Raw genomic sequence first — 15221 nt, forward strand, 5'->3', positions numbered from 1 at the left:
GGACTCCCCCGGAACAGGCGAAGTCTTCTAAAGGACAATACTCTTGACATTAGAACGTCGACGCGACTACGTTCCCGGACCATGACCGCCTCTCCCACGTTCGACGACACGCTCGACCCCGACCGGATCGACCCCGGACGGATCGACCGGTCCGCCCCCGCCCCCTGGCGCCCGCGGATCACCCACCGGCGCCCGGCCGTCGACCCGGACGCCGCCGAGGCCGCCGCGGCGGACCTGCTGGTCGCGCTCGGACTGGACCTCGACGACGCGCACCTGACGGACACGCCCCGCCGGATGGCGCAGGCGCTGATCGAGCTCACCACCGCGCCGGAGTTCGACCTCACCACGTTCCCCAACGACGAGGGGTACGACGAGCTGGTGCTGGTGCAGGACATCCCGGTGCGTTCGCTGTGCGAGCACCACATGCTGCCGTTCACCGGGGTCGCGCACGTCGGCTACCTGCCCGGCGAGCGCATCCTCGGGCTGTCCAAGCTGGCCCGGATGGTCGAGTTCCACGCTCGCCGGCCGCAGACCCAGGAGCGTCTCACCAGCACGGTCGCGGGACACCTCGAGCGCTTGGTCGCGCCGTACGGTGTGGGTGTGGTGATCGAGGCCGAGCACACCTGCATGAGCGTCCGGGGCGCCCGGGCGATCGGCGCCCGGACGGTCACCTCGACGCTGCTCGGCCGGCTCCGGGACGACCCGCGCAGCCGCGCCGAGCTCCTCGCCCTCACCAGGAGGTCTGCATGAACATCGTCGTGATCGGAGGCGGCCTGGCCGGCGCCAACGCCGTCGAGGAGCTGCGCGCACAGGGGTACACCGACGACATCACCCTGCTCGGGGCCGAGCCGCACCCGCCGTACGAACGGCCACCGCTCTCCAAGGGCGTGCTGCTCGGCAACGACGAGCCGGACTCCGTGTTCGTGCACGACGCGCAGTGGTACGGCGACCAGCACGTCGACCTGCGGACCGGCTCGGCGGTCACCTCGCTCGACCTCGACGGGCGCAAGGTGAGCGTCGGCGGCGAGGAGCTGCACTACGACCGACTCCTGGTCGCGACCGGCGCCCAGCCCCGCCACCTCCCGGCGGTCGACCGCAGCGGCGCCGAGGTGCTCTACCTCCGCACCATCGAGGACTCGCTGCTGCTGAAGTCGCGGCTGTCCGGCAACGTGCTGGTCGTGGGCGCCGGCTGGGTCGGCCTCGAGGTCGCGGCCGCCGCCCGGCTGGCCGGTGCCGAGGTCACCGTGGTGGAGACCGCCGAGCTCCCGCTGCTCGGCGTCCTCGGCCCCGAGGTGGCGCCGCTGTTCGCCGAGCTGCACCGAGGCCACGGCGTCGACCTGCGGCTGAGCACGTCGGTCGAGTCCGTCGAGCACGGGGCAGGCCGGACCCGGGTGCGGCTCTCCGACGGCCACGAGGTCGACCCCGACCTGGTGGTCGTCGGTATCGGCGCCGTGCCGTCGGTCGAGCTGGCCGCGACCGCGGGGCTCGAGGTCGACAACGGGGTGCTCGTCGACGCGGCGCTGCGCACCGCGAACCAGGACGTGTTCGCCGCCGGCGACGTCGCCAACCACGACCACCCGGTGCTCGGCCGGCGGATCCGGGTCGAGCACTGGGACACCGCGATCAACCAGGGCAAGCACGTGGCCCGGGTGATGCTGGGCAGCGACGAGCCCTACACCGCGCTCCCCTACTTCTTCACCGACCAGTACGACCTGGGCATGGAGTACGTCGGGACCCTGGGGCCGGAGGGATACGACGAGGTGGTGGTCCGCCGCAACGACGACGGCAAGCCGTCGACGTTCCTGTGGATCCAGGCGGACCGGGTGGTGGCCGGCATGCACATCGACGACTGGGACGCGATCGACCACCTGCGCTCGGCCGTCGGCAGCAAGGCGACCGCGGCGCACCGGGACCCCGACGTACCCCTCGCCGACGCAGTCTCCGGCTGACGGCAGGAACGCCGACGGCCCGCCGGGGGATACCCGGCGGGCCGTCGTGCTGCGTGCTCCCGACCCGGGTCAGGGCAGCGGCGTCACCCGGGTCGCTGCCGGCGGCGCCACCGGCGAGTTGGCGCCCAGGTAGGCGTTGAACGCGTCGAGGTCCACGCCGCCACCGACCCGGTTGGTGCCCTCGCGGAACACCGTGAAGCCGTCACCACCATCGGCGAGGAACGAGTTCACGGTCACCCGGTAGCTCGCCGCCGGGTCGACCGGCGCGCCGTTGAGGGTGATCGACGCCGGGTCGATCTTGCTGCCCACCGGGGCGGAGGCGGACCACGACCAGTGGAAGCCGGAGGACGGTCCGAGGTGCAGGAACCGCACCGACCCGTCGGACTGGGTCACCCACTGCTGCTCCAGCACCCGTTCGATCTGGGAGCCGGTCAGGGTCATCGACACCAGCAGGTTGCCGAACGGCTGGACCGTGAACGACTCGCCGTAGGTGACGTTCCCGTCGCCCTCGCCGGCCGTCGAGCCGGCGTACACCAGGTCTGCTCGGACGCCGCCGGGGTTCATCAGCGCCAGCTGCGCGCCGCCGGCCCCGGCCGCGGACGTCGCGGCTAGCTGGGCGTCGGCGATCAGGTCGCTCAGCGACGACTCGACGTCCCGTCGACTGCCGGCGGTGCCTCCCCGGGTGATGTCGGCGGTGATCGAACCGATCACCTTGTTCCCGACCGGCCCGGCCAGCGTGTTCCACTTCGTGATCGTGGCGGTCTGGTCGGCCGCCGGGGTCACGTCGCGCGTCACCGCGTGCTCCACGCTCTGCACGGAGCTGCGGATGACGTCACCGGTGGCCCGGTCGAGCTTCAGGTTGGTCTCGGTGATCACCCGCCCGAACGACGAGGCCGAGGTCACCCACCGGGCCTGGCCGGCCGGGTCGGGGATGTTGCACGTGTAGGGCTGGTGCGTGTGACCGCTGACCACGAGGTCGATGCTCGGGTCGAGGTTCTTCGCGATGGTCACGATCGGCCCGGACAGCGCCGCCGAGGACCCGGCGTTGCAGTTGTAGTCGAACGCCGCGCCGGCCGGCGGCAGGCCGCCCTCGTGCAGCAGCACCACGATCGCCTCCACCTTCTTCCTGCGCAGGTCCTGGGCGGCGAGGTTGGCGGTGGCCACCTCGTCGGCGAACGTGACGTCCTGGATGCCGGCCTGGGCGACCAGCTCCGGTGTGCCCTCCAGCGTCATCCCGATGAAGCCGACCTTCGTGCCCTGCACGCTCTTCACCCAGGTCGGCGGGAGCACGGTGCGCCCGGTGCTCGCCTTGAACCAGCTGCCGTAGTCCTCGACCGGCTTCGGCGGCGTCACACCGTTCTTGTAGGCCACGTTGGCGGCCAGCCACGGGAACTCCGCACCGGAGTAGCCGTCGCCGTCGTAGCAGCCCTCGGTCGGGTGGCACCCGCCGTACTGCATGCGCAGCAGCTCGGTGACACCCTCGTCGAACTCGTGGTTGCCGACGCTCGAGACGTCGAGGCCGAGGTTGTCCAGGCTCTCGACGCTCGGCTCGTCCTTGAACAGCCCGGACAGGAACGGCGACCCGCCGATGAGGTCACCGGCAGCGACCGTCAGTGTGTTCTTGTGGCCCTGGCGCAGCTGCCGCAGGTGGGAGGTGAGGTACTCCACGCCGCCCGCGGTCGTCGTCCCGGTCGAGGTGACCAGGGTGCCATCGGAGCCGGTCGGTGGCTGCAGGTGCCCGTGGTAGTCGTTGAACGAGAGGATCTGCAGGTCGGTGGTGCCCTTGGGGGCCGCCTCCGACGGGAGGGCCACGCCGCCGATGGCGAGGGCCGACACGAGAAGAGCGGCCGCTGCGAGCGGGCCGCGCCTGAATCGGAAAGTGGTCATGCCCGGACGCTAGCCGCCCGACGCCGTCCGGTCAGCCCCAGAATTCTGGCCGAAGTGCCCGGTCCCGGACGTCCGACGGCCCTGTCGTGACCCCGTGCCGCCGGGGTGCCATGGAGGTGGGAGGCGACGTCGATGGAGCACGAGCCGTCCGCCGGACGATGGAGGTCGACCATCTGGAGCACCTGGGTCGTCGGGGCGCTGCTGCTGCTCTCGTTCGCCTCCGGGGCGACGTACCTCCTCGTGGTCGCGGGCTCCGCGCTGGTCCTGACCCTCGTCCCCGGCGCCCTCCCGCACGTCGTCCGCGAGCCGGGCGGCCGCGACCTGGCCGCGGTGATCGGGATGTACGCCGCCGTGGTCACGCTGTTCCGTCTGGCGTTCGTCGGCTTCTCCGAGGACCACGTGGTCGGGCTGTTCCTGGCGTTCGCGACCGGCTTGCTCGTCGGCGTCGCCGGCCCGGTCTGGTGGACGGTGTGGGTGCGCGGGCGCCCGCTCGCCGACCTCGGCCTGCGTCGCGACAACCTGCCCCGCGCCGCCGCGCTCGCGCTGCTGTTCGGTGGCGTCCAGTTCGCGCTCACCCTGTGGGGCTACGACCTGCCGGCACCGGTCGACTGGGTGCCGCTGCTCGGCATGGCACTGGTGGTCGGGGTCTTCGAGTCCGTCTTCTTCCGCGGCTTCGTGCAGGGCCGGCTCGAGGAGCGGCTGGGCACGGCGCCGGGGATCGCCGCCGCGGCCGCGCTGTACGGGCTCTACCACGTCGGGTACGGCATGGGGGTCGCGGACATCGCGTTCCTCACCGGGCTGGGCGTGGTCTACGCCGTCGCGTACGCCGTGGCCCGCAACCTCGTCGTGCTGTGGCCGCTGCTCACACCGCTCGGCTCGTTCTACGCGAACGTCGAGGCCGGCGACATCGAGCTCCCGTGGGCCTCCCTGGCCGGCTTCGGAGACGTGCTCGCGCTGATGGTGCTTGCGTTCGTGCTCGCCGTCCGGCACCGTCGCAAGGTCCGCGCGCCCACAGAGGTCTGAACGACCCTGTCCGGACGAAACTGCGGCTGCTAGCGTCGAACAGATTTGGCCCGCCGAGGCAGGCGCCGGGGAGCGAGGTGGAGGGATGTCGGACTACAAGGCACTGGTGCAGGAGATGTTCCGGGCCATCGCCGCTGGAGGCGATGTCGATGCCGCCGTCGACAGGTACCTGGCTGAGGACTTCGTCGAGCACGAGGAGATCCCGGGGATGGACAACACCCGGGACACACCCCGGCAGCTGTTCACGATGATGCAGACGGCCATCAGCGACTTCCACGTGGATGTCCATGACCTGATCCAGGAGGGCGACAAGGTGGTCGCACGGGTCTCGTTCGTCGGCACTCACACCGACGAGTTCATGGGCATTCCCGCCCGAGGCAACCCCGTGAGCATCAACGCCATCGACGTCCTCCAGTTCCGCGGCGACCAGTGCGTCGCGCACTGGGGCGTCATGGACATGGCCGACGCACTCGCGCAGATGGGCGCGGGGCCACCTGCCTGACCCGTGCCATGGGCTTCACGTCGCAGCCGCCGACTGCTCCTCTCCCGACGGCTGGTTGCGCAGGCACGCCAGTGCGTCGAGGGCGTGCGACTTGACCGTTCCCACGGAGATGCCGACGGCCGCAGCGGTGTCGGCCTCGGTGAGGTCGTCGAAGTAGCGCAGCACCAGCACCGCCCGCTGCCGCGGTGACAACCTGCGCAGGTCCTCGAGCTGCGCGATGCGGTCAGCGTCGTCTGCGCTGTCGTGGTGCATCGCCTCCGGGACCACGTCGGTGGTCACCTGACGACGCCCGGAGTAATCCTGCCCGCATGCACCCACACATGCTCCGCCAAACGTCTGTTCATTCCCAGTTGTTCGTGGGACTTGCGGAGGAACTTCACCCCCGCAGGCAGGCGCGGATCGCGGGTATGGGCTGACGCATCACGCCATCACCCGGGTAGAGGCCTCATGAAGCACGTCGGCGGGTGACAGCCGAGAGGCGCAGTCATAGTGTCTGTGTCATCGTCGAAGGAGATCGCGATGTGGGCACAACTCATCAAGGCGCGAGTGCAACCTGGTTTCGACTTGACCACCATGGCCGACGCGCTGAAAAGGTTCGAGCAGCCGGGCTCGGGTCTCCTGCGGGAGTTCTTCATGCACGACACGAAGGATGCAGATACGGCCTACATCCTCGCACTGTTCGAGAGCGAGGCGAAGGCACGCGAGCGTGAGCAGGACCCACGCCGGGCTGAAGGCAAGGCAGCGCTCCAGGAAGTGATGGCAGCTGCGCTCGCCGGTCAGCCGGAGTTCACCGACCTCACTGTCGTCGCTGAATGGGTCCCGTAGCAGGAGCGGTGCTACCTGTCAGGGCGAGGAACGAGACCATCCGCTGATCGGCACGAGCGAGCGCGGACAGCGGCAGATGCGTGCGCTTGCGCCGATGAGGGTTCAGGAATGGAGCCGACCGAGAATCGGGGCCGTATCCAGTCACGAACGCGGCCCATGGCGGAAGACGATCCGGTTGTTCGGTGGCTGCTGCGGGGCGATCCGGCGATCCGCTGGCAGGTGCTGCGCGACCTCGTCGACGCCTCGGAGGCCGAGGTGACGGCCGAGCGGGCGCGGGTGGAGCGAGAGGGCTGGGGTGCTCGGCTGCTGGCCTTGCGGGCCGCTGATGGCCTGTGGGCGAACGGTGCCTGCTTTCCGGGTACCGCGGAGTTCGCAGCGGCCACTGCGCGGGCTCTGGCTGCCGGTGAGCCACCGCCGCCTTTCCCGTCGCCCGACGAGGAACCCGCTGAGGCGCCGACCGATGAGGCGGGTACCGAGCCGGGCCAGCCGTGGACCGCGACGTACCGGGTCCTGCTCGACTTGTGCCACCTGGGCACCCCCCCTGACAGTCCGGTGATGCAGGAGACGGCACGCTTGGTGGCTCACAACTGCCGCTGGGAGTGTGACGGGCTGCCGTTCTTCGACGGCGAGGAGGACTGCTGCATCAACGCCGGCACGGTCTTGATCGGCGCCTACCTTGGCGTCGACGTCGCACCGGTGGTGGAGCGGCTCCTGGCCGACCAGATGCCGGATGGTGGCTGGAACTGCTGGGCCCAGACGCGCCCAGCGCCGTCATCGTTCGCAAGCACCCTGGACGTGGTCGACGGGCTGCTGAGGTGGGAGCGCCGTACCGGCGGATCTGAGGAGGTTCGCCGCGCGCGCCGCAACGGAGAGGAGTACTTGCTCCGGCGCAACCTCTTCCGGTCGTTACGCACGGGCGAGGTGGTCAACCCGCGGTGGAAGATGTTCTCCTACCCCCCACGTTGGCACTACGACCTGCTCAAAGCCACGGAGTACTTCGCCCGGCGTGGGGGTACTCCGGATCCGCGGCTGGCCGAAGCGATCGAACACGTCCGCGCAAGACGCCAAGCCGACGGGCGCTGGCTGCTCGAGAACACCCATCCCGGCGCGGTCCACTTCCGGTTCGAGGAGCCCGACAGCACGCCTAGCAGGTGGAACACCCTGAGGGCACTCCGGGTGCTGCGCTGGTACGACTCTCCTGACAGCCCTGACAGCGCCCGCCAGGCACCTTGACGACAAGAGGAGACATCACGTCTACACGAGCGTGGCGGTCTCGGGGCCGGTCTCGATTCACACTGAGTCGGATCTGCGGCGCCACTCGAGCAGGCGCGAGGCCCGGACCTGAAGTCGTCATCCCGCGGTACCAGACCACTCCGGGCAACAGGGTCAACCCACACTCATCCGCCGAATTGAGGATGTCGTATCAGATCTCGTTCGCCAAGCCCAACGTGGTGTCGTTAGGTTCCCTCCCGCAGTGTGGATGCGTACTTCTTCCAGGGCCGCTGGATCATCAACGGGAAGAGCATCCGAACCGGGAGTGGCAGACCGCGCTTCATGAAGGCGCGGTCCGACTCGTCGAGCGGTTCGAGGAGCATCCCGAACGCGACGGCCATCTTGTCGCGAGGGATTCCGGCTTGCGCATGCTCGCCCAAGGCGTCCCACTCTGCTTGCGTGAGCGTCACCGCAGCGAGCGGAACGACCTTCTGTTCCTCGTCGTCGAGGTGCGGTTGGAGTACGACGTTGAGCTCGTCGAGCGACGCCGCCAGCGCTTCCCCGGTCTCCTCGGACGGCTGATTACGCCAAGCCGAGCAGGCGTTCTTCGCCGCCTCGATCGACGCCTGGACGAGCAGATGCTCCTTCGCTACCTCGTCCGTGGTCCCGGCTTGCTCGGGCACGCGCTCGATGAGTAGCGGGTACAGCAACTCGTCTTCGGCCTCGTGGTGGTGGTGCAGCATGGCGATGCCGAAGTCGATGTGATCGGCCAGAAAGGTGACCCGCTCCGCTGACGGAGTCGGTCGGGCGCGCACCAACCGCGCGGCCTCGGCATAGGCGTTGCGGAACGTGCGGTGGACGATTGCCATGTCGCGCACTTCGATCGGCTCAGTCTTCGACATCTGGGACCCGTTCGTCGGCGGGCGGCCGCGAGCACCCGGGTTCGGTGTGAGGATTCTCGCATCTCGAAAGCACTCGGGCGAGCGTTTGCCGGGCTGGCGCGGCGAGCATCCTCATCTGCCGCAGATGGCGTGCGACGCTGCGGCCGTCCGCGCTGTGCGCGGATCCGCCGATGAGCGGACGTCAGTGACTGGTCATTCACGTCGGTATCTTCGTTCTATTGCTGTGAGGAGCGCGACTGCCGCCAACGCTCCAGCACTGCAGAGAACGGCCATGCCGGTGTACGCCCCGCGATCTTCTCCTGACGCGCCAACGGCCGCGACCATCATGGCCACCGCGACCACCACAAGGGCGCCCACGACGACGTAGGAGTAGATGCGTAGCGTCCGACGGTGCTTCCGAGAATCCATCCCCAGAGGTTAGTGGTGACGCCTCTACGGGGACGTCCGGAGATCTGCCGCGATTCGCGGGCGACGCTGCGGCCGTCCGCTCTTGTCGCTGTCCGTGCGGCTCTGCCGGCGTCCATGGTGCGACCGGTTCCCGCGTACTTCTGTCGAGGGGTGTGCGTGTGATGCAACCTGTTGCTGCCGGCACCTCGTTTGAGGGGTAGGAGGAGCGGCGGCGGGAGGCGGCATGGGACGTCGGGGGGAGAGCGAGTTCGTCGCGTTCGCCGAGGCGTGCCGCCCCGCGTTGCGCCGGACGGCGTTCTTGATGTGTGGCGACTGGGACCATGCCGCAGACATCGTCCAGGAGGCGATGATCCGGGTTTACGTCGCCTGGCCGCGGCTGGAACAGGATCACGGGCTGCGAGCCTACGCACGCCGGGCGGTGGTGAGCGTGGCGATCGAGCAGGCCCGCAAACGGTCCTCTCGTGAAGTGCCCACCGACCAAATAGGCGACAGGCGCGTCGATGATGCGGCAGACCAGCTGGCGGACCGGTTGCTGCTGATGTCCGCGTTGGCTGAGCTGCCGGCGCGGCAGCGTGCCTGCGTGGTGCTCCGCTTCTACGAGGACCTCGGTGTCGAGGCGGTCGCCGAAGCACTCGGCTGCCGTACCGGCACGGTCAAGAGCCAGACCGCCCGCGGCCTCGAGGCGCTGCGGGCGGCGTACGCACGCCACGGCGGTGAGCTGGTGGTGCGACCCGGCGTCCCGGCTGAGGCGAAGGAGGTGACGCCATGAGCACCGAGCTGCACGCGGCGCTGCGCGAGGCGGTGTCCGATGCCCCGTTCGACGAGTCCGACCTGCGCACGGTGATCGACGCGGGGTCGCGTCGGCTCCGTCGTCGGGCCACTGTCCGGGCCGGGGCGTCCGCGCTGCTGGTGGCCGCCCTGGTCGCGTCGGTGGCGGTGGTTTCGGGCCGTTCCGACACCGAGCCCCGTCCCGCACACGTGGTGCGCCTCGACCTCAACCGGGCACAGAATCAGCATCTCGACGTTCTCGCCTCGGTGCGCACCACGTTGCGCGACCCGGCGAACGAGCTCGACCACGACCGGTTCGAGGGCCTGACCACGGACGGTCTTGTTCTCCGCAGCCGGTACACCTACCACGGAAACGTCACCGAGCTCGGCCTGCTCGACCCCGAGACTGGACGCACCCACTGGTTGCCGCGACCGCCGCGCGCCCCGCAGAACGTGGTCGAGCTCACCGCGGACCAGCTCGTCCTGTTCGCGAACGTGAGCGAACGCCGCAGCGACCTGCTCATGTTCGACCGACCCTCTGAGACCTGGACCAGCATCAGGATCCAGCCGCCCGAGGGCATCGAGGTGCACACGCCGCCCCAGCTGGCGATCGCCCCCGACGGCCGGTTCTACCTCGGTCACAACCTGGAGGACGAGTCCGGCCCGATGCACTGGTGGTCCTACGCCCTGCCGGAAGGTGGCGAGGGCCGACCCGAGCCCGCCCTCGACGGTGAGTCCGTGGCCTGGGAAGACGGCCTACAAGCACGCGTGAACAACGACGGCAGGGTGGTTCTGTCCAGCTCGGCTGGGGAACGAGTCGTGGCCGAGGAGCGCCCGGCGGGATGCGCACGGCCCGCTGACCGCGAGCTCACCGACATTCCCCCCACCGTCAGGCTGGCCGGCACCCGACCCGTGGTCATGTACGTGTGCGGTGACGAACTCCATGTGATGACTGCTGTGTACGACGTCGACCGCGGAGAGGTCATCCAGGTCGCCGGCGCAGACGCACGCGCAGCCGATGAGGACCACGTCCTGCTCGGGGCCGATCGGAGCAAACGAACCGGCGTCTACCTCCTCGACCTCGACCGGCTGACCCTGGCCCGCATCGGACCGGGGACATACGAGCCCCAAACCGCCCTCGTCAACGGACTCGTCCTCTGGAACCGAGCGGGGCCGCTCGACGACAAGGACACCTACGACGCGCTCTGGAAGGTCGCACGGCTGCCCCGCGGCTCCTGAGCGAGGCACAGCAGCGGAGAGTTCGACCCACGACCGCTTCGTCTGCTCCGTGGTGGCCGAACGAGCTCGTGAGCACAATGCTGCGCCGAGCGACGCTTTCCACGTGGACAAGTCCGTAGCTCGGAGTCGTCCGCTCATGCGATCCGCGCGGTTGAGGACGGGGCCATCCCGCCGCTATAGCCTGCCTACGCTGGGCATCCCCGGCGGCGGGGGCCCAGCGATCGGCCCTTGACCGACCCGGACGGGCATCGAAGACCATCCTGATGGGCTCTGGCCGGGCCTGCGCGCGGGACACAAGGTGAGTCCATGACGGTCGTCCTGCTCACCGGGGCATCGGGATTCCTCGGCATCCACCTCCTCCAGCGGCTCCTCGATGGGGGCCACCAGGTCCGCGCATTCGTGCGAACACCCGCGAAGCTGCACCAACACCTCGCACTGCTCGGCGTGGACCCGGATGACACGCGAATCGACGTCGTCGCGGGTGACATGACCGACGCGGCGACGGTTCGTGAGGCAGCAAGGGGGTGCCACCAGGTCATCCATGCCGCGGCTACGTTCTCCTACCGGCGCCGCGACGCCGAACGGATGCTCCGGGAGAACAAGGTCGGCACGTCCACCGTCCTGGATGCGGCCATCGAAGCCGGGTGCACCGGCATCGTCCACGTCTCGTCGATCGTCGCTCTGCTGCGACCGGGGGCGACGCTGGACCACCGGAGCCCGTTGGGGGTGACGCTCGGCCCCTACACCCGGAGCAAGGTGGAGTCCGAACAGGTCGCCCGAGACCGGCAAGAGACCGGTGCCCCGGTCGCCATCGTCAACCCGGGTGCCATCCTCGGTCCGGACGACCCCTATCTCGGCGAGAGCAACGAGGTCGTGTGCCGCATCCTGCGCGGCCGGCTCCCCACCTGGACGCGGGGGGCACTGCAGTGGGTGGACGTCCGGGACGCCGCCGACGTGGTGGTGGCCGCACTCGAACGGGCAGGACGCCGCTATCTGGTCCCCGGCGAGACGGTCGTGCTGCCGCACCAGACGCTGCGAACTGTGACCGGCCGTCGGCTCCCCGCGATCCCGGTGTCGCACAAGGTCGCACTCCCGCTGTTGCAGCTCGGCTACACCACCGGCTGGTCGTTCCTCCCGCACATGGTCGAGGGCTCTCGGGTCATCGCGCTCGACACCCGCGTCGACTACTCGGCATCGGTCGCCGACCTCGGGGTCGACGGACGTTCCTTGGCGGAGTCCATGACGGACACCGTGCGCTGGCTGGTCGGCGCCGGCCACCTCAGCGCTCGCGCCGCCGGCCGGTGCCTCGAGACTGAGCAGCCTTCGGCGTGAGAGGCGGTAGACGTGCGCGAGGTCAGAGACGGCGCGCCTTCCGCAAAGCCCCTTGTCTCACGGCGGTCAACCTGGCCACGTCCGTCGGGGCGATCGCCGACCGTACTCGAGATGCCGCAGCAACGCACTAATTGCCGCAGATAGCGTGCGACGCTGCGGCCGTCCGCTCATGCCGCAGATGGTGCGCGCTCGTGCGCCGATGAGCGAGTGCGTTCTTAACTTTCGCGAGGTTTGCTGCAGGGCGGTCGCCGTGCGCCTCGATTCGCTGTCACGTCCGGAGGCGCCTTCTCGACTTGCTGGGAACCATGCGAAGTAGCCGTCAAGTATCAAGCGGAGCATGGTCGTGCCAGGACCGAAGCCATAGCGCCGCGTGTCAACCGCAAGCAGGCGCCCTCGGGCGGGCCCGGTGCCAGCAGCAAAGGCTGGTGGAACGCCACTTCGTCACGGATGGTTTACCCGCACTGCGGTGACGTCAGCGCCATCGGCGATCGTGGTGGAGAACAACGAGATGACGTCGTCACCCGAGATGGTCTCCAGTCCGACATAGTCGCCGAGGAACAGGCCTCTGGGGTCACCGGGAGCGAAGTACGAGATCGGCGCCTGGTAGTGGTTGAACGGCCCGAACAAGTGTTGCTCCGGCGCCCAGGTGGCGCCGCCGTTGTGCGAGTGCCGTAGCCAGACATCGGTGGTGGCGATGCTGTCACCTGGAACGTTGTTGCGATCGTCGAAGTAGGAGACGACCAGCGTGCCGTTGTCCGTGACTTCGACGGCGTGGTTGTAGGCCTGCGCAGACGGGCCGCCGGTGGACACGACTTGGGGTGTCGACCAGTGCCGGCCGCCGTCGGTGGACCGGGACAGGACGGTCTTGTTGAGCTCGGTGCCGAGACCGTCGGCCCACACCACATAGATCGCACCCGAGGCCGGGTCGATCGCGATGTCGGGGATGAAGTCGCCGGCACGGATCGGGAAGCCGTCGTCGGGGACGAATAGCTGTGTCGTGCCGATGGGGGCGATCTTCGCCGGTGCCGACCAGGTCCTTCCCGCGTCGCGGGAGCGCATGACTCCCATGTAGATGCCGTTGTCGTTGAACCCGGCGCCGGTGAACAGGACGGCGGCGGCGTCGTAGAGGGTTCCGTCGGGACCGACCGCGATCTGGTTGCCCTGCATGTAGATGTTCGAGTCACGCATCGCTGTCGGGGTCGACCACGTCTGGCCGCCGTCGGTGGTGCGCGAGACCATCGGTGTCCCCCGCCAGGAGAAGGCATGGAGGTCGCTGACCGGACTCTGCTGGCCCTCGTTCGGGTACCTGGTGCGCAGCCACGTCGCGTAGGCGTAGCCCGCGCGCGTCGGGTCGCCGGTCACCGAGACCTTGTCGTTGGTGACTCCTCGTTCGTCTGCGCCTTCGATGAGGATCGTCGGCGGCCTCCAGCTGCCGGTCGACCTGTTGAGGGTCGTCACGGAGATGGCCGAGACCGCGGGTGCCGCGAGGTTGATGGGCTGCCCGATGAAGTACGCGTTCCCCGCCTTGTCATAGGACACCCAGGGGTCTGTGACGCGGCCGAACCGGGCTGGGCCGCCTTGACATGCGCTCCACGGCACGTCAGCCAGCTTGGACCAGCTGGTGCCGCCATTCTGGGACATCCATGAGGTAAGTCCTCGGGCGCCGCCGTCCGGCCAGCGGTCCTGCTGGGCCACCGCGATGATCTCGTTCGGATTGGTCGGGTTCACCGCGACCTGTGGCTCGACCTCCGTGTTGTCGTAGGCAGTAGCGAAGTCCGGGGACGCGCCGGAGGGACACGCTGTCAGCGTGGACGGGCCGCTGACGATCGTCGCCGGCGCGATTGCGAACGGGGCGGCGAACGCCTGGCCAACCAGGACGCCCGAGCCGCAAAGCACGAGTCCGACGACGCCAGCCGCGCTCGCCCGGTCGCGTCGAGCGTTCCGGCGAAGGACTCGGTGGGGATGCTTGAACAGGATGATCGACATGGCTGCCATCTCCTCTCGACGACCGGGGAACCTGGCTCCCGGCCGTCGGACTCGCTGTGCGCTCCATCCTCCACCCGGGCTCGTGCGACCGGCAATGCCCCGAACACGTCAACCCAGCCCGGGGGTTGTGACGGGGGCGTGTTCGAGCGGTCCGCACAACCGCAAGCTCGGGGTCGCTACGCGTTGCATAGAAGCGGATGCCCATCGTGCGCCACGACCGTTGACACCGGTGAGGTGGATGTCCACTTCACCGCGGTGCCACTGTCCTATGTCGCGATCCGCGCGGAGCTGCCGAGTTCGTGCATCGGTTGCGACGATTCGCTCACTTACGCCCGGCTGGTCGATCGAGTCTTGGTCCGCACACCCTGCGGTTACCGCGCAGTCGGTTCCGCGCTTGTGGGTACGCCCTCGCTCAGCCGCCCAGTGCGGTCTTCAGGTCGAACCAGGTCGTCTGGTCGTACGACGCGAGCGTCAGGTCAGCGAGCGCCTGCTTCATGTCGTCGATCGGCGGCTTGGGAGTCGCGTCGACGAAGTCGATGAACACATTGGCTGTGCCGAGACGAAGGCCGATGCGCTCGCCGTCCACGAGGCAGCCGGGGTGCCCGCGGTAGCTGAAGCTCTCCGTATAGGGGCTGGCGTCGTAGCCTTGGCAGTCCATGCCCGTCTGGGAAGTGGCCCACAGGTGGATCTCGCCGTTGAACTCCAGCCACCAGCTCCAGTCACCGTCGAAGTACTGCACGTTCACGGTGTCAGCAGTCGCGACCGGCGGCAGGGAGGCGGGCATCGTGCCGACCCGGATGGGGACGCGCAGGGTCTTGCCGCCGGACCGGACGGCCTCCGCAACCGTGACGAGCTTGGTCCGCAGACCGGGCGGCGGCGCCGAGTCCCCACGCTCGGACACGACGGCCCACGAGTCCGGTGCGTACTCCCAGGCGACGTGGGCCCCCCACTCGTCCTTACGAACGTGCTCGATGTAGGTCCCCGGGGCCCCGTTGACGGTGACGGCGTCGCGGGTCCCGGTCGATGGCAATGACGGGGAGATCCCCTGGTAGTACACGTCTACGCTCGGTCCGCGGTCGTCGGCCCCGTAGGCGACGGTCGTCCACTGGTGGTCGCGCTCGATCCCCCAGTCGTCGGTCTGTGCGAAACCGGGTCCCGGCTCGACGTGGAAGCCGAGCTCGCGTACGT

General features: G+C 69.2%; 14 protein-coding genes. 9 read left to right on the plus strand and 5 right to left on the minus strand.

Going from position 1 to position 15221, the window contains the following annotated elements:
• The first annotated feature begins 81 nt into the window (after nucleotides 1–81).
• Nucleotides 82–750, plus strand: a complete 669-nt coding sequence (gene folE / locus EKO23_RS08110) for a GTP cyclohydrolase I (protein WP_134716021.1) — start codon at nucleotides 82–84, stop codon at nucleotides 748–750.
• On the plus strand, nucleotides 747–1949 hold the full coding sequence (locus tag EKO23_RS08115; RefSeq protein ID WP_134716023.1) for an NAD(P)/FAD-dependent oxidoreductase: 1203 nt from the start codon (nucleotides 747–749) through the stop codon (nucleotides 1947–1949). The genes folE and EKO23_RS08115 overlap by 4 nt, the downstream gene beginning before the upstream one ends.
• A gap of 69 nt (nucleotides 1950–2018) precedes the next feature.
• Here the strand turns inward: EKO23_RS08115 and EKO23_RS08120 are convergent, their stop codons facing one another.
• Nucleotides 2019–3836, minus strand: coding sequence for a bifunctional metallophosphatase/5'-nucleotidase (locus EKO23_RS08120; protein ID WP_134716025.1), 1818 nt, complete (start codon nucleotides 3834–3836; stop codon nucleotides 2019–2021).
• 132 nt (nucleotides 3837–3968) lie between these two features.
• Between EKO23_RS08120 and EKO23_RS08125 the strand changes: the two genes are divergently transcribed.
• Nucleotides 3969–4859, plus strand: a complete 891-nt coding sequence (locus tag EKO23_RS08125; protein WP_134716027.1) for a CPBP family intramembrane glutamic endopeptidase — start codon at nucleotides 3969–3971, stop codon at nucleotides 4857–4859.
• 85 nt (nucleotides 4860–4944) lie between these two features.
• Nucleotides 4945–5361, plus strand: coding sequence for an ester cyclase (locus EKO23_RS08130; protein WP_134716029.1), 417 nt, complete (start codon nucleotides 4945–4947; stop codon nucleotides 5359–5361).
• A 15-nt stretch (nucleotides 5362–5376) separates the two neighbouring features.
• Here EKO23_RS08130 and EKO23_RS08135 read toward each other — a convergent pair whose 3' ends face one another.
• Nucleotides 5377–5640 carry a sigma factor-like helix-turn-helix DNA-binding protein gene (locus EKO23_RS08135; RefSeq protein WP_246050961.1) on the minus strand — a complete coding sequence of 88 codons (264 nt, stop codon included), beginning with the start codon at nucleotides 5638–5640 and terminating at the stop codon, nucleotides 5377–5379.
• Nucleotides 5641–5880: 240 nt separating this feature from the next.
• Between EKO23_RS08135 and EKO23_RS08140 the strand changes: the two genes are divergently transcribed.
• Nucleotides 5881–6186, plus strand: a complete 306-nt coding sequence (locus EKO23_RS08140) for a hypothetical protein (RefSeq protein ID WP_134716031.1) — start codon at nucleotides 5881–5883, stop codon at nucleotides 6184–6186.
• A 108-nt stretch (nucleotides 6187–6294) separates the two neighbouring features.
• A complete protein-coding gene (locus EKO23_RS08145) occupies nucleotides 6295–7419 on the plus strand; it encodes a squalene cyclase (RefSeq protein WP_217702528.1) in 1125 nt (374 codons plus the stop codon).
• Nucleotides 7420–7643: 224 nt separating this feature from the next.
• Here EKO23_RS08145 and EKO23_RS08150 read toward each other — a convergent pair whose 3' ends face one another.
• Nucleotides 7644–8300: a hemerythrin domain-containing protein gene (locus EKO23_RS08150; RefSeq protein WP_134716033.1), complete on the minus strand. Its 657-nt coding sequence runs from the start codon at nucleotides 8298–8300 to the stop codon at nucleotides 7644–7646.
• Between the two features lie 631 nt (nucleotides 8301–8931).
• Here EKO23_RS08150 and EKO23_RS08155 point away from each other — a divergent pair.
• From EKO23_RS08155 to EKO23_RS08165, 3 genes are all read left to right on the plus strand, one after another.
• Nucleotides 8932–9477: a SigE family RNA polymerase sigma factor gene (locus EKO23_RS08155; RefSeq protein ID WP_134716035.1), complete on the plus strand. Its 546-nt coding sequence runs from the start codon at nucleotides 8932–8934 to the stop codon at nucleotides 9475–9477.
• On the plus strand, nucleotides 9474–10715 hold the full coding sequence (locus tag EKO23_RS08160; RefSeq protein ID WP_134716037.1) for a hypothetical protein: 1242 nt from the start codon (nucleotides 9474–9476) through the stop codon (nucleotides 10713–10715). Before EKO23_RS08155 ends, EKO23_RS08160 begins: the two co-directional genes overlap by 4 nt.
• A 306-nt stretch (nucleotides 10716–11021) precedes the next feature.
• A complete protein-coding gene (locus EKO23_RS08165; RefSeq protein ID WP_134716039.1) occupies nucleotides 11022–12047 on the plus strand; it encodes an NAD-dependent epimerase/dehydratase family protein in 1026 nt (341 codons plus the stop codon).
• Nucleotides 12048–12488: 441 nt separating this feature from the next.
• Here the strand turns inward: EKO23_RS08165 and EKO23_RS08170 are convergent, their stop codons facing one another.
• Both EKO23_RS08170 and EKO23_RS25145 read right to left on the minus strand, forming a co-directional pair.
• Entirely contained in the window at nucleotides 12489–14033 is a 1545-nt protein-coding gene (locus EKO23_RS08170) for a sialidase family protein (protein ID WP_134716041.1), read from the minus strand.
• 412 nt (nucleotides 14034–14445) lie between these two features.
• Nucleotides 14446–15221: hypothetical protein (locus EKO23_RS25145; RefSeq protein WP_167880376.1), on the minus strand; the 776-nt coding region annotated here is incomplete at its 5' end.

It is taken from the genome of Nocardioides guangzhouensis (assembly GCF_004519545.1).
Classification (GTDB): Bacteria; Actinomycetota; Actinomycetes; order Propionibacteriales; family Nocardioidaceae; genus Nocardioides; species Nocardioides guangzhouensis.

Coding starts and splice junctions, on each gene's coding strand:
- folE (WP_134716021.1), top strand. CDS start 82: ATGACCGCCTCTCCCACGTTCGACGACACGCTCGACCCCGACCGGATC.
- EKO23_RS08115 (WP_134716023.1), top strand. CDS start 747: ATGAACATCGTCGTGATCGGAGGCGGCCTGGCCGGCGCCAACGCCGTC.
- EKO23_RS08120 (WP_134716025.1), bottom strand. CDS start 3,836: ATGACCACTTTCCGATTCAGGCGCGGCCCGCTCGCAGCGGCCGCTCTT.
- EKO23_RS08125 (WP_134716027.1), top strand. CDS start 3,969: ATGGAGCACGAGCCGTCCGCCGGACGATGGAGGTCGACCATCTGGAGC.
- EKO23_RS08130 (WP_134716029.1), top strand. CDS start 4,945: ATGTCGGACTACAAGGCACTGGTGCAGGAGATGTTCCGGGCCATCGCC.
- EKO23_RS08140 (WP_134716031.1), top strand. CDS start 5,881: ATGTGGGCACAACTCATCAAGGCGCGAGTGCAACCTGGTTTCGACTTG.
- EKO23_RS08145 (WP_217702528.1), top strand. CDS start 6,295: ATGGAGCCGACCGAGAATCGGGGCCGTATCCAGTCACGAACGCGGCCC.
- EKO23_RS08150 (WP_134716033.1), bottom strand. CDS start 8,300: ATGTCGAAGACTGAGCCGATCGAAGTGCGCGACATGGCAATCGTCCAC.
- EKO23_RS08155 (WP_134716035.1), top strand. CDS start 8,932: ATGGGACGTCGGGGGGAGAGCGAGTTCGTCGCGTTCGCCGAGGCGTGC.
- EKO23_RS08160 (WP_134716037.1), top strand. CDS start 9,474: ATGAGCACCGAGCTGCACGCGGCGCTGCGCGAGGCGGTGTCCGATGCC.
- EKO23_RS08165 (WP_134716039.1), top strand. CDS start 11,022: ATGACGGTCGTCCTGCTCACCGGGGCATCGGGATTCCTCGGCATCCAC.
- EKO23_RS08170 (WP_134716041.1), bottom strand. CDS start 14,033: ATGTCGATCATCCTGTTCAAGCATCCCCACCGAGTCCTTCGCCGGAAC.